This window comes from Methyloversatilis sp. (assembly GCF_051861465.1).
In the GTDB taxonomy this organism is placed as follows: domain Bacteria; phylum Pseudomonadota; class Gammaproteobacteria; order Burkholderiales; family Rhodocyclaceae; genus Methyloversatilis.
Genome location: NZ_JBHYCQ010000008.1, coordinates 158,970 through 181,745 on the forward strand (window position 1 = coordinate 158,970; position 22,776 = coordinate 181,745).

A 22,776-nucleotide genomic window follows, 5' to 3' on the forward strand; every position below is an offset into this window, starting at 1 on the left:
GCCCTCCAGTCAGGATGTTGCGCGCCGCGAAAAGTCGCGCAGCCGGAAACCCAGTGCAAACAGCGTGGCGAAGTAGGCACCTGCGCCCGCCAGAACGATCCACGTCAGGTTCAGGATGCGCGTCATCGTACCTGCGCGCAGCCAGTCGCCGGCAAGATCGGCGCTGACGTACAACACGCCGCCCATGACGGCCAGCGCGACCAGGATTTTCAGCCAGAAAGCGGTCCATCCGGGTGCCGGCAGGTAGGCGCCGATGCGCCGCAGGCCGCGATACAGCAGTGCGGCGTTGACCAGCGAAGCGAGACCGATCGACAGCGCCAGCCCGGCGTGCGCCAGCGGTTTGATGAAGGCGAGGTTCATCAGTTGCGTCAGCACCAGCACGCCGAGCGCGATTTTTACAGGCGTGCGGATATCCTGGCGTGAATAGAAGCCTGGCGCGAGCACTTTCACGAGGATCAGCCCCGTCAGGCCGACACTGTAGGCGACCAGTGCGTTGCGCGTCTGCAGCACATCGTGCGCCGTGAACTGGCCGTGGTGGAACAGCGTGGCCACCAGCGGCGTGGCGAGCAGGGCGAGCGCCAGTGCAGCCGGCAGCGTGAGCATCAGGGTCAGCCGCAGGCCCCAGTCGAGCAGGCCTGAAAATTCGCCGGCATTGCCGTCTGCATGGCTGCGCGACAGCGAAGGCAGCAGGATGGTACCCAGCGCCACGCCGAGCAGACCGGCCGGAAATTCCATCAGGCGATCGGCGTAATACAGCCACGACACCGATCCGCTTTCGAGGAAGGACGCGAAGATGGTGTTGATCAGCAGTGAAATCTGCGACACCGACACGCCGAGGATGGCCGGCAGCATCAACTTGAAAACACGCCGCACGCCGGGGTCCTGCAGATCGAGCCTGATGCGCGGCAGCATGCCGATGCGCATCAGTGCTGGCACCTGCAGCGCCAGCTGCAATACGCCACCGATGAATACCGCCCAGGCGAGCGCCAGCACAGGCGGATCGAAGAAGGGTGCCGCGAACAGGCTCATGCCGATGAAGCTCAGATTCAGCAGTACCGGTGTGAATGCCGGTATCGCGAAGCGGCTGAAGGTGTTCAGCACGCCGCCGGCCATGGCCACCAGCGACATGAAAAGGATGTAGGGAAAGGTGATGCGGGTCAGCATGACCGTCAGGTCGAATTTCTCGGCGTCGGCGGCGAAACCCGGGGCGGATATGTAGATCAGCCACGGCGCGCCGAGGATGCCGAGCAGCGTCACGCCGGTGACGATCAGCGCCAGCAGGGTCGCCACCCGATCGATCAGCGCCCGTGTATCGTCGGTGCCGCGCCGGTTGCGGTACTCGCCGAGAATGGGCACGAAGGCCTGCGAAAACGCACCTTCGGCGAACATGCGGCGCAACAGGTTGGGCAGACGGAAGGCGACGAAGAAGGCGTCGGTCGCGGCACCCGCACCGAAAGCACGTGCGATGAAGAAGTCGCGTACGAAGCCGAGGATGCGCGACAGCAGTGTCATGCTGCTGACGGTTGCGAGTGCGCGGAGCAGATTCATCGAAAGAAGGCGATGCCGGGTCAGCGCGCACCTTACCAGAGCGCGCAGCGCGAACGTGCCTGCCGGGAGCACGAACGGGGGCTTGCGCCGCACTGTGTGCTTATGTATATTCGCGTGTTTTCCCGAACACGAGTTCGCAACATGGCCAATTCAGCACAAGCACGCAAGCGCGCCCGTCAGGCAAACGTTCGTCGCGACCACAACACGAGCCAGCGCTCTGAACTGCGCACGGCGATCAAGAATGTCCGCAAGGCGATTCTCGCCGGCGACAAGCAGGCCGCGCAGGCGATCTTCCTGAAGGCTCAGACGACGATCGACAGCATCGCCGACAAGAACATCATTCACAAGAACAAGGCCGCTCGCCACAAGAGCCGCCTGTCCGGTGCGATCAAGTCGATGGCCGCAGCCGCCTGAGACTCGATACGAATGAAAAAGCCGACCTTCGGGTCGGCTTTTTTGTTTTCTCCGGCAGCATTTCCGGCGCAACCGTTTGAGGCGTCGGGCGGGTCCTCCGGATGATCAATCCGGAATTCATACGTGTCGTGGATTCCCGCGGTCACGCTCCGTCCGCATTCCGGACGACGCAGGCCCCTTGCGGCCATGCCCGTCAGGGCAGCGTGTCGCTGACCTGGTAGTCGACGCGCAAGCCGTTGTCGCGCGCGAAGTGCATCAGGAAGTTGTAAGCCAGCGGTTCGAGCTCATACAGCCGCGCATCGACGAAAACACACTTTTCCCCGGTGATCCAGCACCCCGGCCGCACAAATGGCGAGTAGCGCATCTTGCGCTGGCTTCCGAACGACGACATCACGCCGCACAGACGGTCGCACCAGTCGCTGGGTCGGAACGCCCTGCCATTCGCGGTGGCGCCGATGATGGTGAAACTGCGCGGAGCGCGGCCCCCGTCGCGCAACGCGTCATCGCCATGGCGTGTCGACAGGACTTCGTTTGCCGGTGAATCGGCAATCGATAAAGCTGCGGCTTCGAGATGCGGTACGGCGCTCATATCGGATTTACGGCCTGTGCAATGGAATTCTTGACCCGGGTCGCGGATGCGTGTGCCGGCAGGCAAAGCGAGTCAAACCAGAAATCCCTTAAAAAACAATCGGAACGAATTGTAAAGTTACCAACTAGTTTCTATACTCGCGCTATCTCCATGACGAGATTGCGATTTATGCTTAATTCACCCATGCGCGCTCACAAGGCAACGAAGCCTTCGACGGTGCGGTCTCAAGTAGCACGGTTCGGATTCAGCATTCGCACACGCAGTGGCGTGTTGATGGAGAACCTGAGCATTCCGGGTACGTCGGCAGACGATGCCGAGCGCAAGCTGAAACAGATCTACATGGGCTGCTCGGTGTTAGCACGCTTTGTGCCAGACTGAGGTCGGCGCGTCACATCTGCCGGTGATCCGTTTCGGATCAAGGCGCTAGCGATGCTGTCGTCCATTTCAGGCGGGTCGTGAAGCGGTGTGTCGCCTGCGCTCGTTGCTGCGCTGCAGTGACGATGTGCGCCGCACATGAAGGTCTGGCGCTACACAGCGTGACGGCTTTGCACTAAAATCTTGGCTTGATCAAGCACGGCGGCGCGAGCCGCCGTGCTTTTTTCGTTTTCCGTAGTGCGCCTGACGGCACACTCGCCACGCGGTCGCGGAGCTTTCGATGACGCATCTGATGAATACCTACGGCCGGCAGCCGGTCGCCTTCACGCACGGCAAGGGCGCGCGCCTGTATGACGACGCCGGGCGCGAGTATCTGGACGCGATGGCGGGCGTGGCGGTCAACACGCTGGGCCATGGCCACCCCGATCTGGTGCAGGCGATTTCCCGCCAGGCGGCCCAAATGATCCATTGTTCGAACCTCTACCGGGTGACCGCGCAGGAGGACCTGTCGGATCGTCTGGCCGCGCTGTCGGGCATGGACGAGGTGTTCTTCTGCAATTCCGGTTGCGAAGCCAACGAGGCCGCCATCAAGCTGGCACGCCTGTACGGTCATCAGCGCGGTGTCGAACTGCCGGGCATCATCGTCATGGAACACGCCTTCCACGGACGCACGCTGGCCACATTGTCGGCCACCGGCAACCGCAAGGTGCAGGCCGGGTTTGAGCCGCTGACGCCGGGGTTCTACCGGGTGCCGTTCAGTGACATCGCCGCCGTGAAGGCCATCGCCGAACACAACCGCAATGTGGTGGCCGTGCTTTTCGAGCCGGTTCAGGGCGAGGGCGGCATTCATCCCGCCGATCTGGCCTACGTGCGCGAGCTGCGCGAACTGTGCACCCAGCATCAATGGCTGATGATGGTCGACGAGGTGCAGAGCGGCGTTGGCCGGACTGGCAGCTGGTTCGCCTTTCAGCATGCAGGCATCGAGCCCGACGTGATGACGCTGGCAAAGGGCCTTGGCTCGGGTGTGCCGATCGGCGCCTGCCTCGCGCGCGGTCCGGCAGCCGGTGTGTTCAAGCCCGGCACGCACGGCTCGACCTTCGGTGGCAACCCCTTGGCCTGCGCCGCGGCGCTGACCACGCTGCATGTGGTCGAGCGCGATGGCTTGAGGGAAAACGCCGTACGTCAGGGCGATGCCATCCGCGCCGCCTTCAGCACGGCACTGGCTGACACCGCCGGCGTGAAGGACATTCGTGGCGTCGGCATGATGATCGGTGTCGAACTCGACCGGCCGTGCGGTGCGCTGGTCGCGCAGGCGCTCGAAGCGGGCGTGCTGATCAACGTCACGTCGGAGAGCACGATCCGTCTGGTGCCGCCGCTGATCTATTCCGATGCCGACAGCCAGGAACTGGTGCAGCGCCTGGCGCCCCTCATCCGCAACTTTCTCGCGGGCGCCCAGCTCGCCGCCTGACGATGACCCGACCCAGACACTTTCTTCAGCTGACCGACCTGTCGCGCGAAGAACTCGACCATGTCTTTGCCCGCACGCGCTGGATCAAGGACAAGTTCAAGCGCTACGAACAGTACTGGCCGCTGCAGGACCGCACGCTGGTGATGATTTTCGAAAAGCAGAGCACGCGCACGCGGCTGTCGTTCGAAGCCGGCATGCACCAGATGGGGGGCAGCGCCATCTACCTGAACACGCGTGATTCGCAGCTTGGACGCGGTGAGCCGGTGGAAGACGCGGCGCAGGTCATTTCGCGCATGTGCGACGTGGTCATGATCCGTACCTTCGAACAGACCATCATCGAGCGTTTCGCCGCCAACTCGCGGGTGCCGGTCATCAATGGTCTGACCAACGAATACCACCCGTGTCAGGTGCTGGCCGACATCTACACCTGGATCGAGCACCGCGGCGAGATTTCCGGCCGCACGGTGGCCTGGATCGGTGACTCGAACAATATGTGCCACACGTGGATGCAGGCGGCCGAGCTGTTCGACTTCAAGCTCAATGTTTCGACGCCGCCCGGCTACGAGGTGGAACCGGAGCGCGCCGGCGTGGGTACCGATCATCACGAATGTTTCGCCGACCCGATGGACGCCGCGCGCGGCGCTGATCTGGTCACCACCGACGTATGGACCTCGATGGGCTGGGAAGCGGAGAACGAGGCGCGCGCCGCGGCGTTCGCCGACTGGCAGGTCGACGCCGACATGATGAAGGCCGCGAAGCCGGATTCGCTGTTCATGCACTGCCTGCCGGCACATCGCGGCGAAGAGGTCAGCGCAGACGTGATCGACGGCCCGCATTCGGTGGTGTGGGAAGAAGCCGAAAACCGCCTGCACGCGCAGAAGGCGCTGATGGAATTCCTGCTGCTGGGCCGCGTGTCCGGCAGCTGAATCGACGAATCAACTGAAAGCGAAAGACGAAATACGATGAGTGGCACGATGAGTAGCGGCGACATCAAGAAAGTGGTCCTGGCCTATTCGGGCGGCCTGGACACCTCGGTCATCCTGAAGTGGCTGCAGGATGTGTACCAGTGCGAAATCGTGACCTTCACCGCCGATCTCGGCCAGGGTGAAGAGCTCGAACCGGCGCGCGCCAAGGCGATCAAGCTGGGCATCAAGCCGGAGAACATCTACATCGACGACCTGCGCGAGGAGTTCGTGCGCGACTTCGTGTTTCCGATGTTCCGTGCCAACACGATCTACGAGGGCGAATACCTGCTTGGCACCTCGATCGCGCGCCCGCTGATCGCCAAGCGCCTGATCGACATCGCCCGCGAAACGGGCGCCACCGCCATTTCGCACGGCGCGACCGGCAAGGGCAACGACCAGGTGCGTTTCGAGCTGGGTGCCTACGCCTTGATGCCGAACGTGAAGGTGATCGCACCGTGGCGCGAGTGGGATCTGCTGTCGCGCGAAAAGCTGCTCGCCTACGCCGAAACGCACGGCATACCGATCGAAATGAAGCACAAGCAGGGTGGCTCGCCGTATTCGATGGACGCCAATCTGCTGCACATCAGCTACGAAGGCCGTCATCTGGAAGATCCGTCCGCCGAGGCCGAAGAGTCGATGTGGCGCTGGACGGTGTCGCCGGAAGCGGCACCGGACGCGGCCGAATACCTCGACCTCGAATTCGAGCGCGGCGACCTGGTCAGCATCAACGGCACGCGCATGAAGGCGCACGAGCTTCTGGCTTCGCTGAACCAGATCGGTGGCAAGCACGGCATCGGCCGCCTCGACCTGGTCGAGAACCGCTACGTCGGCATGAAATCGCGCGGCTGCTACGAAACGCCGGGCGGCACCATCCTGCTGCGCGCCCACCGCGCCATCGAGTCGATCACGCTGGACCGCGAAGTCGCCCATCTGAAGGACGACCTGATGCCGCGCTACGCCAGCATCATCTACACCGGCTACTGGTGGAGCCCGGAGCGCCGCGCGCTGCAGGCGCTGATCGACCACACGCAGCAATCGGTCAATGGCTGGGTGCGGCTGAAGCTGTACAAGGGCAATGTCGTCGTCGTCGCGCGCGATTCGAAGACCGATTCGCTGTTCGATCCGACCATCGCCACCTTCGAGGACGACGCCGGTGCGTACGACCAGAAGGACGCGGCCGGTTTCATCAAGCTGAACGCGCTGCGCATGCGCATTGCCGCCAACGCGGCGATCAGGCGCGGCAAGTAAGTCTCCAGTCGCCTACCCACTTACAGGAACGGAAGCATGTCCCAGTTCGACAACGTGAATGTCGTCAAGAAGGCCAACGTCTATTTCGACGGCAAGTGCGTCAGCCACAGCATCCAGTTCGCCGACGGCACGAAGAAGTCGGTCGGCGTCATCCTGCCGGCCACGCTCACCTTCAACACCGGCGCACCGGAGATCATGGAAGGCGTGGCAGGCAGCTGCCGTGTGCGCCTGAAGGGTGAGACGGCGTGGAAGACCTACGGCGCAGGCGAGTCCTATGATGTGCCGGGCAACTCGTCATTCGACATCGAGGTCACCGGCGAGCCCTATCACTACGTCTGCCACTTCGGCTGAGCGGACACTTCCGGGAACCGACGCATGCCTTCCTTCGACATCAGTTCCGAAATCGACATGGTCGAACTGCGCAATGCGGTCGATCAGGCGAACAAGGAAATTGCCAACCGCTTCGACTTCAAGGGGTCGGATGCGCGCGTCGAGCAGGGTGACAAGCTGCTGACCCTGTTCGCCGACGACGACTTCAAGCTCGACCAGGTCTACGACGTGCTGCTGACCAAGTTCGCCAAGCGCAACATCGACGTACGTTCGATCGAGCGTGGCGACGCGCAGAAGATCAGCGGCAACAAGTCGAAGCAGGAGCTCAAGCTGAAGGTCGGCATCGAGAGCGAATCGGCCAAGAAGATCGTGCGCATCCTCAAGGACAGCAAGCTCAAGGTGCAGGGCAGCATCCAGGGCGAGGAAGTGCGCGTCACCGGCGCCAAGCGTGATGTGCTGCAGGACGCGATCGCACTGCTGCGCAAGCAGGTGACCGACATCCCGCTGCAGTTCGGCAATTTCCGCGACTGAGCGGCGCGCGCCCGCGCCCTCAGCCAGCGGCGCGGCTCAGTCCTTCAGACCTTCACTCCACTTGGCGTAGGCGCAGTCGGCCACTGCGTGCAGCGCCGTCACGCGCGCCTCGATGTCCTGTTGCATGCCTTCGGCCGACTGCACTGTCGGCTGAGCCGACGCTTCGCGGATTTCCTTCTGCCCGCCGACACACCACTCGCGGATCATCGCTTCGGTCATTTCGATGTGGCACTGCATCGCCAGATGCTTGCCGATCGCCCAGGCCTGATGGGTGCAGGCATCCGACGCCAGCAGATGGGTGGCACCGTCCGGCAGCGAAAAGGTTTCACCGTGCCAGTGAAACGACAGGAATCCCTCCCGGTCGCCGAACCACTCGCGCGCAGCCGTACCTTTGAGCGTCACGTCGCGCCAGCCGATCTCCTTGACCGGATTGGCGCCCACCGTGCCACCCAGCGCCTTCGACATCAGCTGCCCGCCCAGACAGTGACCGATGACCGGGATGTCGGCGTCCATTGCGCGGCGGATCAGCGCCAGCACCTCAGGTATCCAGGGCAACGGGTCGTTAACACTCATCGGGCCACCCATGAAACACAGGCCGGCAAATGCGGTCGGATCGTGCGGAACGACATCTCCGCGGTCGATGGCGATCACCTTGATGTCGCGGCCTATGCCTTTCATGTATGTTGCGATATGTCCTGGCCCCTCGGTCAGGCTGTGACGGAAAACTGCAATGGGCTTCATCAATAGACCTCCTGCGTACATTCTAGCGATGCTTCTGTCGCTGGCGGTCTGTTCCGCGCAGGCGGTCGACCTGTCGCTGGCCGGCGTGTTCGGCGGCAAGGCGGTGCTGGTGGTCGATGGCGGCGCGCCGCGTACGCTGGCCGTCGGTGCGCGGTCGCCGGAAGGCATCCGGTTGTTGTCGGTCGACCGCGACAGCGCATGGGTTGAAGTCGAGGGCCGGCGCGTGCAGCTGCGCATCGGCGAAAATGTCGCCTCCTCGCGCAGCAGCGATGCCGGCGCGGCCGCCATTCATCTGAACGCCGATTCACAGGGCCACTTCCTGTCCGATGGCGCGATCAACGGCACGCCTGTGCGCTTCCTGCTGGATACGGGCGCCACGGTCATCGCGCTCGGGCGCAGCGATGCGCTGCGCGCCAACATCCGCACCGCGTCCGCCCCGGTCATGACGGTGCAGACCGCCAATGGCGTGGTGCGCGCCTGGCGGGTCAAGCTGGCCAGCGTCAAACTGGGTGGCGTGACGCTGAGCAATATCGACGCGGCAGTGATGGAAGCCGACATGCCGCACGTGCTGCTGGGCATGAGCTTTCTGAACCGGATGGACATGCAGCGCACGGGCCAGATCATGACGCTGAGGCAGCGCTTCTGATGGATACGCCCGTGCTTTCTTCAGCCGGTTTCGATCCGCATGGTTTGCGCAGTCGCCTGCGCGCGCTGCAGCCGTGCCCGATCGACGAGCGCTTCGCCGGCTTTACGCCCGCCGCGGTGCTGGTGCCGGTGGTCATCGGTGGTGCCGAGCCGACGTTGCTGCTGACCCGGCGCAGCGCCCATCTTTATGATCACCCGGGCCAGATCGCCTTCCCGGGTGGCCGGGTCGACCCGGGTGATGTGTCGCCCGAAGCCACCGCGCTGCGCGAAGCGCAGGAAGAAATCGGTCTGGCAGCCGGACAGGTCGAGCTGCTCGGCCGCCTGCCCGACTACTTCATCACGGCGAGCGGATTCCGGGTGACGCCGGTGGTCGGCCTTCTGCATGCGCCGCTTGCGCTGCGACTCGATCCGTTCGAGGTCGCCGAAGCCTTCGAAACGCCGCTGTCCTTCCTGATCGATCCGTCCAACCGCAAGCGCGGCCGCATCGAGCACGAAGGCGTGATGCGTGAATACTGGGCCATGCCGTGGCAGGGCTACGACATCTGGGGGGCGACCGCCGGCATGATCATCAGTTTCGCCGAGCACCTGCTCGCCGACCATCCACTGCAACGGTGACAACGGGCTGTGTTGACATCTGGCCGCGGACGCCCGCCCGGCGCCGGATTCCGCGGTGTGCTATCGTCCGCAGGCTGGCACGGTAACTGACGCTTCTTCATGACTTGGCTGTCCCTCTTCGTCGCACTCCTGATCGAGCAATACAAACCGCTGTCCTACGAACGCGTAGTGGCGGGGCCGCTTGCCCGCTACGCCTTCTGGTTCGAACAGCGGCTCAATGCCGGTGAAGCGCGGCATGGCGTGATCGCCTGGGTGCTCGCAGTCGGCCTGCCGGTGTTTGCGGTGTGGTGTCTGTACCTCGTGCTGGTGTGGATCAACCCCTTGCTCGGTTGGGCACTCAATGTACTGGTGCTTTACGCCACCATGGGTTTCCGCCAGTTCAGTCATCATTTCGAGGCGATTGCCGACGCCCTGCGCGCCGACGATCCGGACACTGCGCGGCGCGAGCTGTCGGACTGGCTGCAGCGCAATACCGACCGGCTGAAGACCGAGGAAATCGCCCGTCTGTCCATCGAGCAGGGCATCCTCGCGGCGCACCGGCACGTGCTGGCGCCGCTTGCGCTGTTCGCCCTGCTGCCCGGGCCGACCGGGCCGCTGCTGTATCGCCTGACCGAACGCCTGTCGTGGTCGTGGGCGCGGCGGGAAAACATCGAATTCGGTGCGTTCGGCCGCTTCGCGCGCCGCATGTACGAATGGCTGGACTGGGTACCTGTGCGCATGACCGCCGCCACGTTCGCCATCGTCGGCGATTTTGAGGATGCGGTGCATTGCTGGCGTACGCAGGCGGCAAAGTGGCCTGAACAGGCGGCCGGCATCCTGCTGGCCAGTGGTGCAGGCGCACTGGGCGTCAAGCTCGGTGCGCCGCTGTTCGAGCTGGGCGAGGTGGCTGACCGGCCCGAACTGGGCATGGGCAACGACGCCGATGTTGATCTGATGCAAAGCGCGATTGGCCTCGTCTGGCGCACACTGGTGTTCTGTCTGATCCTGCTTGGCTTGCTGACGCTGGCCGGCTATATCGGAAACTGATTCGAAACGTGTTCGGAAACTGATTTCATGGGAGGTTGTGGCGATGGCTGACAAGAGAGAAGTGGTGATCGTGGGTGCAGCGCGTACGCCGATCGGTGCCTACGGCGGTTCGCTGAAGGATTTCACGGCATGTGATCTGGGCGCGCATGTCGTCAAGGCCGCCTTCGCGCGCGCCGGTGTCGATGCCAAGGAAGCGCAGCATCTGGTGTTCGGCAACGTGATCCACACCGAAGCGCGTGACATGTACGTGTCGCGCGTCGTCGCACTCAATGCCGGCATGGCCCAGGAATCCTGCGCAATGGGCGTCAACCGCCTGTGCGGTTCCGGCTTCCAGGCCATCGTGTCGGCCGCCAATGCCATCCAGCTCGGCGACGCCGAATGTGCGGTCGGCGGTGGCGTCGAAACCATGAGCCGCGGCGGCTACCTGATGCCGGCTGCGCGCTGGGGCGCCCGCATGAACGACACCAAGATGATCGACATGATGGTCGGCGCACTGACCGATCCCTTCGAGACGACGCACATGGGCATCACGGCCGAGAACATCGCCAGCCAGTTCGGTTTCGGTCGCGAAGATCAGGACGCGTTCGCCGTCGAATCGCACCGCCGCGCGGCGGCCGCAACTGATGCCGGCCATTTCAAGTCGCAGATTGCGCCGCTTGAAGTGCAGACCAAGAAGGGTACGACGGTCATCGACACCGACGAACATTTCCGTCGTGACGCCACGATCGAAGGCATGGCCAAGCTGCGCCCGGTGTTCAAGAAGGACGGCTCGGTGACGGCCGGCAACGCCTCGGGCATCAACGACGGCGCGGCCGCCATCGTCATGATGGAAGCGGGTGCCGCGGCGCGCGCCGGTGCCAGGCCGCTGGCCCGCCTGGTGTCCTATGCGGTCGCCGGCGTTGCGCCCAGCATCATGGGCACAGGCCCGATTCCTGCAGTCAAGCTGGCGCTCGCGCGCGCCGGCCTGAAGGCGTCCGATCTCGACGTGATCGAATCGAACGAGGCCTTTGCGGTGCAGGCAATGTGCGTGACGCGCGAACTCGGTCTCGATCCGGCCAAGGTGAATGTCAATGGCGGCGCAGTGGGTCTCGGTCATCCGGTCGGTGCCACCGGCGCCGTCCTGACCGTCAAGTGCCTGTACGAACTGCAGCGCACGGGCGGTCGCTATGGCCTGATCACGATGTGCATCGGCGGCGGGCAGGGCATTGCCGGCATCATCGAACGCATCTGAGCACGTGCGGCTTCAACACTCCGGAACGCCCCGCACCTTGCGGGGCGTTTTGTTTTGCAGCTCTGCACCAGATGAATCCGGTTGCCGCACCGATGTGGTGCAAAAACCCATTCGAGGCAGGGGTTTTCAAGTATCGACGCGGCTTTGGGGCATGGCACATTTCTCGCTGTGCTCCGGATGAAGTCAGCACAAGCGCCACATCACCACCGAGACAACATGATCATGGCAAATCCGTCGTCGATCTATGACGAAATGAACAGTGCCGACGGCACGGTGCGCAGTCACTACGCCGGATACAAGAAGTGGCTTGCGGAAACGCCCCCCGAGCGCATTGCCCAGAAGCGTGCCGAAGCCGACCTCGTCTTTCACCGCGTCGGCATCACCTTCGCCGTCTATGGCGAAGAGTCCGGCAAGGAACGCCTGATCCCGTTCGACATCGTGCCGCGCATCATTCCGGCGCAGGAGTGGAAGCAGCTCGCGGCCGGCCTGCGCCAGCGGGTCAAGGCGCTGAACATGTTCCTGAATGACGTCTACCACGACCAGGAAATCATCAAGGCCGGTCACGTGCCGGCCGAACAGATCCTGTCGAACAGTCAGTACCGCCCTGAAATGCAGGGCGTCGATGTGCCCGGCGGCATCTATGCCCACATCGCCGGGGTCGACGTGGTGCGTGCCGGTGCAGGCGAGTTCTACGTGCTGGAAGACAATCTGCGCGTGCCCTCCGGCGTGTCCTACATGCTGGAAGACCGGCGCATGATGATGCGGCTGTTCCCGGAGCTGTTCTCGCGCTACCGCGTGGCGCCGGTCGAACACTATCCGGACATGCTGCTGACCAATCTGCGCGCGGTCGCGCCGGCCGGGGTCATCGATCCGACGGTCGTCGTGCTCACACCGGGCGCCTACAATTCGGCCTACTTCGAGCACGCCTTCCTCGCCCAGCAGATGGGCGTCGAACTGGTCGAGGGGCAGGACCTGTTCGTGCGTGACGAGCACCTGTACATGCGCACCACGCAGGGACCGCAGCGGGTGGATGTGATCTATCGCCGCATCGACGACGACTTCCTCGATCCGCTCGCCTTCCGGCCCGATTCCATGCTTGGCGTGCCGGGGCTGCTTCAGGTCTATCGCGACGGACATGTCACGCTGGCCAATGCGATCGGTACCGGCGTGGCCGACGACAAGTCGATCTATCCCTATGTGCCGGACATGATCCGCTTCTATCTTGGCGAACAACCGCTGCTGAACAATGTGCCGACCTTCATGTGCCGCAAGCCGGACGATCTGGCTTACGTGCTGTCCCACCTGGACGAACTGGTCGTCAAGGAGACGCACGGCGCAGGCGGCTACGGCATGCTGATCGGCCCGCGTGCCACGAAGGAGGAGATCGAACGCTTCCGGCAGCTCATCATCGACACGCCGGATCGCTACATCGCCCAGCCCACGCTCGCGCTGTCCGCGTGCCCGACCTTCGTCGATGCCGGCATCGCGCCGCGCCACATCGACCTGCGTCCGTTCGTGCTGTCGGGCAAGGACATCAACATGGTTCCGGGCGGCCTGACCCGCGTGGCACTGCGCGAAGGATCGCTGGTGGTGAATTCCTCGCAGGGCGGCGGCACCAAGGACACCTGGATACTGGAAATCTGACATGCTGAGCCGTACCGCAGATCACCTCTACTGGATGGCGCGCTACATCGAGCGCGCCGAAAACGTCGCCCGCATGCTGGACGTGAATTACCGCATGTCCATGGTGCCGCAGGCCGAAGGCGGCATCGACGCCGGCTGGGGGGCGACCCTGTCGATCACCGGTCTGGAAGACGCCTTCCGCGCCAAGCACAGTGCGGCCACGATGGAATCGGTGCTCGAATTCATGGTGTTCGACGGCACCAATTCGTCGTCGATCATGAGCTGCCTGCGCATGGCGCGCGAGAACGCCCACGCGGTGCGCGGCACCATCACGTCGGAAATGTGGGAAACCACCAACGACACCTGGCTCAAGATGCGTGACTACCCGCGCTGGAAACTCGCCGGCAGCGAAATCGGCGAATTCTTCGAGTGGGTCAAGTTCCGCTCGCACCTGTCGCGCGGCGTCACCTTGGGCACCATGCTGCGCGACGAGGCGTTTCACTTCATCCGCCTTGGCACCTTCCTCGAACGGGCCGACGCGACCGCGCGCTTCATCGACGTGAAGTACCACATGCTGGTCGACGGCGCGGCGCCGCCCGATACCGCCGCCGATTACTACCAGTGGAGCGCGCTGCTGCGCTCGGTGTCGGCATTCGAGGTGTATCGCAAGGTCTACCGCGATCTGATCACGCCGGTCAAGGTCGCCGAACTGCTGATCCTGAATGACCAGATGCCGCGCTCGCTGCGCACCAGCATGGTCGAGGTGTTCGAAAACCTGAATGCGCTGTCGAACTACCGTTCGAGCGAAACCGAAAGACGTGCCGGCGAATTGCAGGCCAGCCTGAAGTTCGGCCGCATCGAGGATGTGTTCGCGCGTGGCCTGCACGAATACCTGACGCAGTTCATCGTACGTGTCATCGATCTGGGCAACCGGGTGTCCGAAGACTTCCTGGTGCCGATGTCGTCAAGTTGATCACCTCTCGGGGGGCGGGCCTGCGTCCGTCCCGCCCTCCGAGGGGGCCAAGTCGTCCCGGGGCGGGCCGGCGACGACCTGTCTGCTGAAATCAGAGGAGATAACCATGCTGCTCGACATCCGCCACGAAACCACGCTGCGCTACACGCGGCCGGTGCAGTACAGCATCCAGCAACTGCGACTGACGCCGCGCGAGGATTCGACCCAGCGGGCGCTGGCCTGGAAGGTTCAGGCGCCGGGCAGCGCACGCCGCTCGATCGATGCGCATGGCAATGTCGGCCACCTGCTGACACTGGACCGCCCGCACAGCGAGTTGTCCATTCTGGTCAGCGGGACGGTTCGCATGACCGACGATGCGGCGTGGATGCCGCGCGATGCGGGCACGCTGTCGCCCCTGTCCTATCTGGCGACCAGCCGACTGACCGAAAGCGACGAGCAGGCGCATGCGATGGCGGCCACCCATCTTCGCGCGCGACGCGACACCGTGGGCGAACTGCTCGATCTGAGCGGCGCGGTATGCGGGGCGGTGCGCCACCAACCTGAATGCGTGCCGCCGGCCGGTGCCGCCAGTGCATTCGAAGCCGGGCGCGGCTGCGGCGCCGACATCGCGCATGCCTTCATCGCCTGCTGTCGTGCCGCCGGCCTGCCGGCGCGGTTCGTCAGCGGCTATCTGGTCGATGCCGCCGGGGAATGGGCTGCGCCGCACACCTGGGTCGATGTCTGGCTGGCCAGTGGCCCGGCTGCCGGTGGCGAGGCCGGCTGGGTCAGTGTCGATGTGCTCGAACGGTCGCTGGCCGGGCAGGGCTACTGCCGGCTGGCGGTCGGTCGCGATCATCTGGACGCCTGCCCGGTGCGTCTGAGCGACACCGCTGACCATGCCGTGATGACGGTGACGCGGGTGTCCGTACACCGCCACTGAGCGGGCAGGTTCGCCCGGCTGTGGCTTTTCGGGCCGCACTGCGCACAGGCCCGCCGACACGGATAACATGCCTCTCCCACACCTGCCGGAACTTCTGCCATGACTTACTGCGTGGGCATGCTGCTCGACGCCGGGCTGGTCTGCCTGTCCGATTCCCGTACCAATGCGGGGGTCGATCACATCAATACCTTCCGCAAGATGAATGTATTCGAGCGCGCGGGCGAACGCGTGCTCGTGCTGATGAGCGCCGGCAATCTCGCGGTCACGCAGACGCTGGTGAGCCTGTTGCGCGAGCGCCTGACCACCGACGGCCCGAACCTGCACACCGTGGCGAACCTGTTCGAAGCGGCCCGCCATGTCGGCGACTGCCTGCGCGAGGTATATGCCCGCGACGCCGATGCCCTGCAGGAATTCGGCATCGAATTCAACGCGTCCTTCATCCTCGGCGGTCAGATACTGGGTGAGGTGCCGCGGCTGTTCCAGATCTATTCTGCAGGCAATTTCATCGAGGCGACACGCGACACGCCTTACTTCCAGATCGGCGAGGCCAAGTACGGAAAGCCCATCATCGATCGCGTCATCCGCCCGGAAACCTTGCTCGACGATGCGGCCAAGTGCGCGCTGATCTCGATGGATTCGACCATACGGTCCAACCTGTCGGTCGGACTGCCGCTCGACCTGCTGGTGCTGCGGCGCGACGGGCTCAAGGTGTGCTCCAGCCTGCGCATCGACGCCGACAACGCCTACTTCGAAATGATCCGCAGCCGCTGGGGCGAAAGCCTGCGCGAGGCCTTCCACGCGCTGCCCTCGCCGGACTGGATACCGGGCTGATAGCGCTCGGGGCCCGGTGCGCTGCGTGGCGGCGCGCGTTGCGCCGTACAGGTCCGTTGTCCTTTCGGGCATTTTCGCCGGTCCGCCCGCAAAGCTAAAGGTTCCCGCAAGGCCGTCGTTAATCCGGATTCCAACCACGAACCTGTCCGGAGCATGTTCGCTCGAGCCGACTGGCATTGCGCACGCGCAGCCGATGTGTGCGTCACGCCGCGCACCCTGGTGCCCCGGGGGTTGCGAGGTGTTCTGTACGTCCTGCTGTGTCTGATCGCTTCAGGCTTCGCATGCGTGACGGCAGCGCGCGCGGCTGACCTCCCTTCCATCGCGTTGCACTACGGCAAGCAGGCGCCTCTGGCTTCGCTGAAGGCGTTCGACATTGCGGTGGTCGAGCCTGACCACGGTTTCGACCCGGTCGCCTACCGTGCCGGCAAGGCTGAAGGGGCCGGCAGCGAACTGTTCGCCTATGTCAGCGTTGGCGAAGTGCATCCGTCGCGCGGCTACGCCTCGCGCATCCCGGCGCCATGGCGCATCGGCAGCAATACCGACTGGCAGTCCATCGTGATCGATCAGGCGCAGCCGGACTGGCCGGCCTTTTTCGCCGAACAGGTCATTGCACCCCTGTGGGCGCGCGGCTACCGCGGCTTCTTTCTGGACACGCTGGATTCCTACCACCTGGTGAAGAACGCTGACGTGGCGGCGCAGCAGGCCGGTCTGGTGGCGGTGATCCGCCTGATGCGCACGCGCTTTCCGGGCATCCGCCTCATCATGAACCGCGGCTTCGAACTGCTGCCCGCGCTGCGGGGCGAGGTGTTTGCCGTGGCGGCCGAATCCCTCTATCGCGGCTGGGACGCGAAGAAGAAGCGCTATGTCGAGGTGTCGCAGGCGGATCGCGACTGGTTGCTGGGCCAGTTGGCCGCGGCGCGTGACCAGTACGGCGCCACGGTGCTGGCGATCGACTACGTGGCGCCGACCGACCGCGCGCTGGCGCGCGCGACGGCCCAACGCATCCTGTCGCACGGCATCGTGCCCTACGTCACCGATGCCGCGCTCGAAACCACCGGCGTCGGCCTGATCGAAGTGCTGCCGCGCAAGGTGATGTTTCTCTACAACGCCCGTGAATCGACCCGCATCAATGCGTCGAATGCACACCGCTACGCCGAAATGCCGGTCAATCACATGGGTTACGTGGCGGAGTATGTCGACGTCAACGGCAGTCTGCCGGAGGGGGTCTCCGCCGGCGACTACGCCGGCGTCGTCGCCTGGTTCGACGGCTATGTTCCGCCGGATCGCACCGGCGCGCTGTCGAACTGGCTGGCTGCGCGCATCGCCGACGGCACGCGGGTTGCGGTATTCGGCAGTTTCGGGTTCCAGCCGGCAGGCAGCTTCGTTCGCGCAGCAGGGCTCGACGACGCGGCCCCAGCGAAAGGCGCGCTGAAGGTCGTCACCGCCGATGCGCTGATCGGCTACGAGTCGCCGGCGCTTCCGGAGCGACGGGGCGTTGAGCCGATACGGGTGTCGGCGCCCGGCGCACGGACGCTGCTGCGCCTGTCGGATGCGAACGGCACGCACTACGACGCGGCTGCCTTCACCGCGTGGGGTGGCTATGTAATGAATCCTTTTGTCGTGCGCGTGCTCCCGGGCGAGGACGAACAGTCGCGCTGGATCGTCGAACCCTTTGCCTTCATCCGTCAGGCGCTGGCGCTGCCTGCGCTGCCGGTTGCCGACACCACGACGGCCGCCGGCCGCCGCATGTTCTTCGCCCACATCGATGGCGACGGCTTTCCTTCACGCGCCGAAATGCCGGGCCGCCGTCTGGCCGCGGAAGTGCTGCTCGACGACGTGCTCAAGCGCTATGCGGTGCCGCATGCGATGTCGGTCATCGAGGTCGAAACCAGCCCGCAGGGTGCGTACCCGAAAGAGTCGCCGCTGATGGAAGACGTGGCGCGTCGCATGTTCGCGCTGCCGCACGTCGAAATCGCGTCGCACAGCTACACGCACCCGTTCTTCTGGGACAGCGTCGAGCGCGGTGAAGTGCGCGAGTCGCTGCAGGGCTATTCACTGGCGCCCAAGGGCTATGTGCCGAGCCTGCAGCGCGAGATTCTGGGCTCGAGCGAATACATCCGCAGCCGTCTGGCACCGCCTGGCAAACCGGTCGGGTTGATGTTGTGGACCGGCGATGCGTCACCGACCGAAGCTGCGCTGGATATCGTCGACGCCGCCGGCATGGTGCAGATGAATGGCGGCTACACGGTGGCCACCCGCAACTACGCCAGTCTGGCTGCGGTGTCCGCGCTGGGCTCCTGGCAGGGGCGGCGCTTCCACGTGCATGCGCCGATCATGAACGAGAACGTCTACACGAACTTGTGGACCGGCCCGTTCTACGGCTTCGAGCGCGTCATCGAAACTTTCGACTACACCGGCGCGCCGCGCCGCCTGAAGCCGATCAACATCTACTACCACACGTACTCTGCCAGCAAGCGGGCGGCGCTCGACGCGCTGCACAAGGTGTATCGCCATGCGCTGGCGCAGCAGATCCACCCGGTCTTTCCGAGCGAGTACGTGCGCATCGCGATGAACTTCAACGACCTGGTGCTGGCGCGCTCGCTGGACGGGCAGCGCTACCTGGTGCGCAATGCGCCGCATCTGCGCACGCTGCGCCTGCCGGCCGAACTGGGTTATCCGGATCTCGCCGCAGCGTCCGGCGTGGCGGGCTTCAACGCCGGACCGGAAGGCCGCTATCTGCATCTGGCCGCCGATCAGGCGAGCTTCGGTCTGCAGCCGACGGCGCCGGTGGCCCCCGCACTGTCGAGCAGCAACGGCCGCATCGCCGCCATGACGCGCGATGCAGACCGGCTGGTGCTGGACCTGCGGGCTCACGTTCCTCTTGAATTCGTGCTCGCGAACATCGACCACTGCACCGCCAGCGCGGATGGCAAGGCGCTCACGCCCTACCGTCGTGAGGCAGCACTTTCACACTTCAAACTGACCGCGCATGCTGCGACGATCGAGTTACGCTGCCGCCTCGCTTGAGCGGCCGCGGCTGGTCGCGCCGCATGTGCTGCTGGGCATTGCGCTGCTGGTGGCGCTGCTGCTGGTCGTGCTCTATCCGTATCGCGAACTGGTGCAATACACGCTGAACGCGACCCGTGGCGACACGCTGACCATCGCCTATCTGCGCAATCTGCTGCGCACCGATCCCGACAATCCCGAACTGCGCCTGGCGCTGGTGCGACAGGCGCTGGCGCGGCGCGACTACGACGGTGCGCGCCTTGCGCTGGCGCCGCTGCTGTCCGGCACGCCAGCCGGCGCCGCTGGCACCGAGGCGCGCTGGGTCGAATGGACGGTGTTCGAAAGCGAGCTGCTGGCCAGCCTGCCGGGTTCTGCGCGGCGCGCCGAACTCGAGGCGGCCCTGCCCGAAAAATTGCGCCGCACCGTGCTGATCGATGGCCTGACCGACCAGAACCGCATGGCGCTGGTCGAACGCGCGCTGTCCTGGGGGCAGGCGGTGCTGGCGCTGGAACTGCTGTCGGGTTTCACGCGCGAAGGTGTGCGGCCCGACCCGCGCATCTATCGCGAGGCGGCGAAGGAACTGCTCGGCCACGGCGAGTACCGGAGCGCCGCGAAAATCCTGCTGCTGCTGCGTGCCGCCGAACCGGACGCCGCAACGCGCCGCCAGCTCTATCTGCAGGCCATCCGCATCCTGCAGTCGGGCAATCTGCTGGCGCTCGCGCTCGAGACGGCCGAACGCGAACTGGGCGAACTGTCGGGCGACACCGAAGTGCTGTACTACCTGGTCACGCTGGCGCGCGCCGCCAACCGTCCTGACGCGGCAGCGCGCTTTGCGCGCGCCATGTTGAAGCTGTCGCTGCAGCAGCAATGGCGCCGCACGCTGCTGGCGCAGTCAGGCTTCGATGCGCGGCCCTGGCGGGTGGCGACGAATGGCGTACCCGATCTGCCGTTCGATGACCGCATCTACACGCTCGGTTTCGAGGCCTTTCTCGGCAACCGCCAGCTCGATGACGCGCAACGCGTCGCCGCATCGGCGGTGCGCCAGGCGCCCGACAGCCTGGTCTGGCGCGAGCGTCTGGCCACGTCGTCGGAGTGGGCCGGCAAGCCACAGGAGGGACTGGATCAGTGGCTGGTCATCGCCCGGCGCACCGGCCGCGAAGACGCGTGGGACGCCGTACTGAGGCTCGCGCCCGGCCTGCTGGACGACGAAGCCCTGCTGGCCGGCCTGCGTCACCGCATCGCACGACAACCCGGCGACAGCCGCCTGCTGAGCGCCATCATCGCCACCTATGAACGGCTCGGCAAACCGCGCGAGGGCATCGAATTCCTGCAGGGTGTGGGCGGGGCAAACCCACCGCAGCCGGTGCTGGTTGCGCTGGCCGATCTGGCGGAGCGCGCAGCCGACATCGATCTCGCACTGGCCACGCTGGCGCGCATCGATGCCACCGCCGCGCCGGAGGTGCGCCGCACGTCGCGCCGGGCGGCGCTGCTGATTTCGCGCAACCGCTTCGATGAAGCGATGGCGGCGCTCGAAGCGGTTCGCCCGGCAGCCACCGAAGCTGATCGCGATTACTGGCGGCTCTATGGGTCGCTGGCCCAGCTGCTGCAGGACGATGACCGGGCGCGCGACGCGCTGGCCCGCATCACGCGCTTCGACGATGCCGAGGTGTCGGAGCTGCAGGATCTGGTCGAACTGCTGCTGGATGTCGCACCGCTGCAGGCGGCGCGCGAAGCCGAGCGCGGCTGGCGCCTCCATGGCGATCGCGTGTGGCTGATGCGCACGCTGGATCTGTATGTATTCACCGGTCGGCCGCAGGACATCGGCCGCATCATCGGCGAGCTGTCGGACACCCAGCGGCGCGATGCCGAACAGCTTCCGCTGTTCCTGCAGATCCGCGCGCGCTGGCATCAGGCGGCCGGCCGCAAGGCACAGGCGCTGGATGACTTCAGCGCCGCGCTGGCGATCGACCCGGGCTCGGTCGAGGTGCGCTCCGCGCTGCTGTGGCTGTTCATCGACGGCAACGACACGCTGGCGCTGCGCGAACTGCTGGCGCGCCACGAACAGGCGTGGGCGCGCGAGCCCTTGCTGCATGACGCGCTGGCGGCGTCCTGGCAGGCGCTGTCGCGCCCGCAGACTGCGCTCGAACGCTATCTGCTGCCGCGCATCGGCGCGCAGCGCGGCGACTTCCTGTGGATGATGAATGTCGCCGATGCGCTGGAACAGAATCAGGAAACCGAGCGCGCCTGGCGGCTGCGCGAGCAGCTGTGGCGCGCCGAGCGGCCGAAGCTGCGGGTGCTCGCCGCCGACGACATCGCACAGCTGCAGCGGCTGGCGCGTGTGCGGCTCGCGCGTGCCCAGCAACCGGGCGACGCGTCGCATGCGCTGCTGCGCGAAGTGCTGCGGCTCGACCGCGCGCCCGACGGCGAATGGCTGCCGGCGGCGAAGGAACTGGCGCTTTCATGGTTCATCGATCACGGCGAGTACGAGGCGGTGCGCGGCTTTCTGTGGCACCAGTACGGTCGCGCGCTGAACCGTCCGCTGTGGGCCGACATCACCGCCGCGCTCGGTCAGGGCGACGTCGCGGCGGTGGGCGCGCTGCTCGAGCAGTGGGACGAACGCCTGCCGCGCTACGACCGCGTCAACAGCGCGCGTCTGGTCGGTGATGTGCGGCGTGCCCAGACGGCCGCCTTCGAAACGATGGACGCGCAGCGCGATGACGCGCCGCTGCACCTGCAGCTGAGCGACGCCCTGCTCGACTACGCCGACCGCTTCGACCTCGACATCGCCCAGCGCGAACTGGCCGGCATCGACGAACGCCAGCAGTCGGCCACACTCGACATCGGTGTCGCGCCAGACCTGCGGTTCAGCGTCGAATTCGGCTCGATCACGCGCGGCCGCGGCGACAACGTCGACTACTCGGCAGTACCCGACGAACGCGAATACCTGCTCGGCCGGCTGGCCTGGGCGCACGACGATGGCGTGACCCGCATCACCGTCGGCCAGCGCGACGGCTTCGAAACGATTCATCCGTTCGCCATCGAGCGCGAACAGCGCATCGACCGTCGCCTGTCCGGGTCGCTGGGCATCGGCCTGAACATGCCGGCCACCGAAAACCTGGGTCTGCGCGTCGCCGGCATGCGCGATCAGGTCGAACTGCGCGGCACCTATCGCGTGTCGCGCTACGACCGCGTCGGCCTGCAGCTGTCGCGCTACCGCTATCAGGCGCAGAACGATCTCGACATCGGCCGCGGCCGGCTGTGGCAGGCGGAATATGTGCACTCGATCCGTACCGAACTGCCCGATCTTGAAGTCAGCGCCTATGTGGCGGGTTACCGCTTCAATCCGTCCGACATTGATCTTGCCGATGCGCGTGCCGTAGACATCAAGAACCGGCTGTTCTTCGCCAGTGCGTCCGACGCCACCGCGCTGCGGCCACAAAGTTTCAACCTGCACGGCGTGCGACTGACCCACAACGTGCGGCTGGCGCGCGACTACACGAAGGCGCTGCGCCCTTTCGGCTCGGTCGGCGTGCTCAACAACAGCGTGTCGGGGGCCGGTTACGACGTGGCCCTCGGGCTGGCCGGCAGCGTGCTCGGCACCGATCATTTTTCGCTGTCCTGGCGACAGAACAAGGGCGGTGGCGGGCTGTTCGCGCGTACCACCGAATTTGCGCTTCACTACCGGCTGTTCTTCTGAC

General features: G+C 65.2%; 20 protein-coding genes. 17 read left to right on the forward strand and 3 right to left on the reverse strand.

Going from position 1 to position 22,776, the window contains the following annotated elements:
• Positions 1-9: 9 nt before the first annotated feature.
• Positions 10-1,548, reverse strand: a complete 1,539-nt coding sequence (gene murJ, locus ACTIFF_RS13220) for a murein biosynthesis integral membrane protein MurJ (RefSeq protein WP_439537249.1) — start codon at positions 1,546-1,548, stop codon at positions 10-12.
• 141 nt (positions 1,549-1,689) lie between these two features.
• Here murJ and rpsT point away from each other — a divergent pair, with 141 nt between their 5' ends.
• On the forward strand, positions 1,690-1,962 hold the full coding sequence (gene rpsT, locus ACTIFF_RS13225; RefSeq protein ID WP_257080127.1) for a 30S ribosomal protein S20: 273 nt from the start codon (positions 1,690-1,692) through the stop codon (positions 1,960-1,962).
• A gap of 193 nt (positions 1,963-2,155) precedes the next feature.
• On the opposite strand, the gene ACTIFF_RS13230 is transcribed toward rpsT, so the two are convergent.
• The gene (locus ACTIFF_RS13230; protein WP_439537250.1) at positions 2,156-2,551 is read right to left on the reverse strand and encodes a DUF3579 domain-containing protein; all 396 of its coding nucleotides are present in this window, start codon (positions 2,549-2,551) and stop codon (positions 2,156-2,158) included.
• A gap of 183 nt (positions 2,552-2,734) precedes the next feature.
• Between ACTIFF_RS13230 and ACTIFF_RS13235 the strand changes: the two genes are divergently transcribed.
• The 6 genes from ACTIFF_RS13235 (at position 2,735) to ACTIFF_RS13260 (ending at position 7,468) form a co-directional block, all read left to right on the forward strand.
• Positions 2,735-2,929, forward strand: coding sequence for a hypothetical protein (locus ACTIFF_RS13235; RefSeq protein WP_439537251.1), 195 nt, complete (start codon positions 2,735-2,737; stop codon positions 2,927-2,929).
• Positions 2,930-3,206: 277 nt separating this feature from the next.
• Positions 3,207-4,394, forward strand: coding sequence for an aspartate aminotransferase family protein (locus ACTIFF_RS13240; protein WP_439537252.1), 1,188 nt, complete (start codon positions 3,207-3,209; stop codon positions 4,392-4,394).
• 2 nt (positions 4,395-4,396) lie between these two features.
• On the forward strand, positions 4,397-5,320 hold the full coding sequence (argF, locus tag ACTIFF_RS13245) for an ornithine carbamoyltransferase (RefSeq protein ID WP_439537253.1): 924 nt from the start codon (positions 4,397-4,399) through the stop codon (positions 5,318-5,320).
• A 48-nt stretch (positions 5,321-5,368) separates the two neighbouring features.
• The gene (locus ACTIFF_RS13250; protein ID WP_439537254.1) at positions 5,369-6,607 is read left to right on the forward strand and encodes an argininosuccinate synthase; all 1,239 of its coding nucleotides are present in this window, start codon (positions 5,369-5,371) and stop codon (positions 6,605-6,607) included.
• 36 nt (positions 6,608-6,643) lie between these two features.
• Positions 6,644-6,958 carry a pyrimidine/purine nucleoside phosphorylase gene (locus tag ACTIFF_RS13255; RefSeq protein WP_257079962.1) on the forward strand — a complete coding sequence of 105 codons (315 nt, stop codon included), beginning with the start codon at positions 6,644-6,646 and terminating at the stop codon, positions 6,956-6,958.
• Positions 6,959-6,982: 24 nt separating this feature from the next.
• Positions 6,983-7,468, forward strand: a complete 486-nt coding sequence (locus tag ACTIFF_RS13260; RefSeq protein ID WP_069039796.1) for a YajQ family cyclic di-GMP-binding protein — start codon at positions 6,983-6,985, stop codon at positions 7,466-7,468.
• Between the two features lie 36 nt (positions 7,469-7,504).
• Here the strand turns inward: ACTIFF_RS13260 and ACTIFF_RS13265 are convergent, their stop codons facing one another.
• Positions 7,505-8,209, reverse strand: coding sequence for a type 1 glutamine amidotransferase (locus ACTIFF_RS13265; protein WP_439537255.1), 705 nt, complete (start codon positions 8,207-8,209; stop codon positions 7,505-7,507).
• 28 nt (positions 8,210-8,237) lie between these two features.
• Between ACTIFF_RS13265 and ACTIFF_RS13270 the strand changes: the two genes are divergently transcribed.
• The 10 genes from ACTIFF_RS13270 to ACTIFF_RS13315 all read left to right on the forward strand — a co-directional run bounded on the left by ACTIFF_RS13270 (position 8,238) and on the right by ACTIFF_RS13315 (position 22,775).
• Entirely contained in the window at positions 8,238-8,855 is a 618-nt protein-coding gene (locus ACTIFF_RS13270) for a retropepsin-like aspartic protease family protein (protein ID WP_439537256.1), read from the forward strand.
• Entirely contained in the window at positions 8,855-9,469 is a 615-nt protein-coding gene (locus ACTIFF_RS13275; RefSeq protein ID WP_439537257.1) for a CoA pyrophosphatase, read from the forward strand. Before ACTIFF_RS13270 ends, ACTIFF_RS13275 begins: the two co-directional genes overlap by 1 nt.
• Positions 9,470-9,568: 99 nt before the next feature.
• On the forward strand, positions 9,569-10,495 hold the full coding sequence (locus ACTIFF_RS13280) for a CobD/CbiB family protein (RefSeq protein WP_439537258.1): 927 nt from the start codon (positions 9,569-9,571) through the stop codon (positions 10,493-10,495).
• Positions 10,496-10,538: 43 nt separating this feature from the next.
• On the forward strand, positions 10,539-11,726 hold the full coding sequence (gene bktB / locus ACTIFF_RS13285; RefSeq protein WP_439537259.1) for a beta-ketothiolase BktB: 1,188 nt from the start codon (positions 10,539-10,541) through the stop codon (positions 11,724-11,726).
• Positions 11,727-11,948: 222 nt separating this feature from the next.
• Complete coding sequence (locus tag ACTIFF_RS13290) at positions 11,949-13,370, forward strand: circularly permuted type 2 ATP-grasp protein (RefSeq protein WP_439537309.1); 1,422 nt, start codon at positions 11,949-11,951, stop codon at positions 13,368-13,370.
• Between the two features lies 1 nt (position 13,371).
• The gene (locus ACTIFF_RS13295; RefSeq protein ID WP_257095546.1) at positions 13,372-14,322 is read left to right on the forward strand and encodes an alpha-E domain-containing protein; all 951 of its coding nucleotides are present in this window, start codon (positions 13,372-13,374) and stop codon (positions 14,320-14,322) included.
• Positions 14,323-14,428: 106 nt separating this feature from the next.
• Positions 14,429-15,241, forward strand: a complete 813-nt coding sequence (locus ACTIFF_RS13300) for a transglutaminase family protein (protein WP_257095544.1) — start codon at positions 14,429-14,431, stop codon at positions 15,239-15,241.
• A 99-nt stretch (positions 15,242-15,340) separates the two neighbouring features.
• Positions 15,341-16,072, forward strand: a complete 732-nt coding sequence (locus ACTIFF_RS13305; RefSeq protein WP_439537260.1) for a peptidase — start codon at positions 15,341-15,343, stop codon at positions 16,070-16,072.
• 285 nt (positions 16,073-16,357) lie between these two features.
• Entirely contained in the window at positions 16,358-19,099 is a 2,742-nt protein-coding gene (locus ACTIFF_RS13310) for a bifunctional glycoside hydrolase 114/ polysaccharide deacetylase family protein (RefSeq protein ID WP_439537261.1), read from the forward strand.
• The gene (locus ACTIFF_RS13315; RefSeq protein ID WP_439537262.1) at positions 19,062-22,775 is read left to right on the forward strand and encodes a tetratricopeptide repeat protein; all 3,714 of its coding nucleotides are present in this window, start codon (positions 19,062-19,064) and stop codon (positions 22,773-22,775) included. The genes ACTIFF_RS13310 and ACTIFF_RS13315 overlap by 38 nt, the downstream gene beginning before the upstream one ends.
• Position 22,776 lies beyond the last annotated feature (1 nt).

What these genes read in the sequence shown, in the direction of transcription:
- ACTIFF_RS13270 (WP_439537256.1), top strand. Translation starts at nt 8,238, where the DNA reads ATGCTTCTGTCGCTGGCGGTCTGTTCCGCGCAGGCGGTCGACCTGTCG.
- ACTIFF_RS13305 (WP_439537260.1), top strand. Translation starts at nt 15,341, where the DNA reads ATGACTTACTGCGTGGGCATGCTGCTCGACGCCGGGCTGGTCTGCCTG.
- ACTIFF_RS13255 (WP_257079962.1), top strand. Translation starts at nt 6,644, where the DNA reads ATGTCCCAGTTCGACAACGTGAATGTCGTCAAGAAGGCCAACGTCTAT.
- bktB (WP_439537259.1), top strand. Translation starts at nt 10,539, where the DNA reads ATGGCTGACAAGAGAGAAGTGGTGATCGTGGGTGCAGCGCGTACGCCG.
- ACTIFF_RS13260 (WP_069039796.1), top strand. Translation starts at nt 6,983, where the DNA reads ATGCCTTCCTTCGACATCAGTTCCGAAATCGACATGGTCGAACTGCGC.
- murJ (WP_439537249.1), bottom strand. Translation starts at nt 1,548, where the DNA reads ATGAATCTGCTCCGCGCACTCGCAACCGTCAGCAGCATGACACTGCTG.
- ACTIFF_RS13300 (WP_257095544.1), top strand. Translation starts at nt 14,429, where the DNA reads ATGCTGCTCGACATCCGCCACGAAACCACGCTGCGCTACACGCGGCCG.
- ACTIFF_RS13280 (WP_439537258.1), top strand. Translation starts at nt 9,569, where the DNA reads ATGACTTGGCTGTCCCTCTTCGTCGCACTCCTGATCGAGCAATACAAA.
- ACTIFF_RS13250 (WP_439537254.1), top strand. Translation starts at nt 5,369, where the DNA reads ATGAGTAGCGGCGACATCAAGAAAGTGGTCCTGGCCTATTCGGGCGGC.
- ACTIFF_RS13235 (WP_439537251.1), top strand. Translation starts at nt 2,735, where the DNA reads ATGCGCGCTCACAAGGCAACGAAGCCTTCGACGGTGCGGTCTCAAGTA.
- ACTIFF_RS13240 (WP_439537252.1), top strand. Translation starts at nt 3,207, where the DNA reads ATGACGCATCTGATGAATACCTACGGCCGGCAGCCGGTCGCCTTCACG.
- ACTIFF_RS13315 (WP_439537262.1), top strand. Translation starts at nt 19,062, where the DNA reads ATGCTGCGACGATCGAGTTACGCTGCCGCCTCGCTTGAGCGGCCGCGG.
- rpsT (WP_257080127.1), top strand. Translation starts at nt 1,690, where the DNA reads ATGGCCAATTCAGCACAAGCACGCAAGCGCGCCCGTCAGGCAAACGTT.
- ACTIFF_RS13290 (WP_439537309.1), top strand. Translation starts at nt 11,949, where the DNA reads ATGGCAAATCCGTCGTCGATCTATGACGAAATGAACAGTGCCGACGGC.
- ACTIFF_RS13230 (WP_439537250.1), bottom strand. Translation starts at nt 2,551, where the DNA reads ATGAGCGCCGTACCGCATCTCGAAGCCGCAGCTTTATCGATTGCCGAT.
- ACTIFF_RS13275 (WP_439537257.1), top strand. Translation starts at nt 8,855, where the DNA reads ATGGATACGCCCGTGCTTTCTTCAGCCGGTTTCGATCCGCATGGTTTG.
- argF (WP_439537253.1), top strand. Translation starts at nt 4,397, where the DNA reads ATGACCCGACCCAGACACTTTCTTCAGCTGACCGACCTGTCGCGCGAA.
- ACTIFF_RS13295 (WP_257095546.1), top strand. Translation starts at nt 13,372, where the DNA reads ATGCTGAGCCGTACCGCAGATCACCTCTACTGGATGGCGCGCTACATC.
- ACTIFF_RS13265 (WP_439537255.1), bottom strand. Translation starts at nt 8,209, where the DNA reads ATGAAGCCCATTGCAGTTTTCCGTCACAGCCTGACCGAGGGGCCAGGA.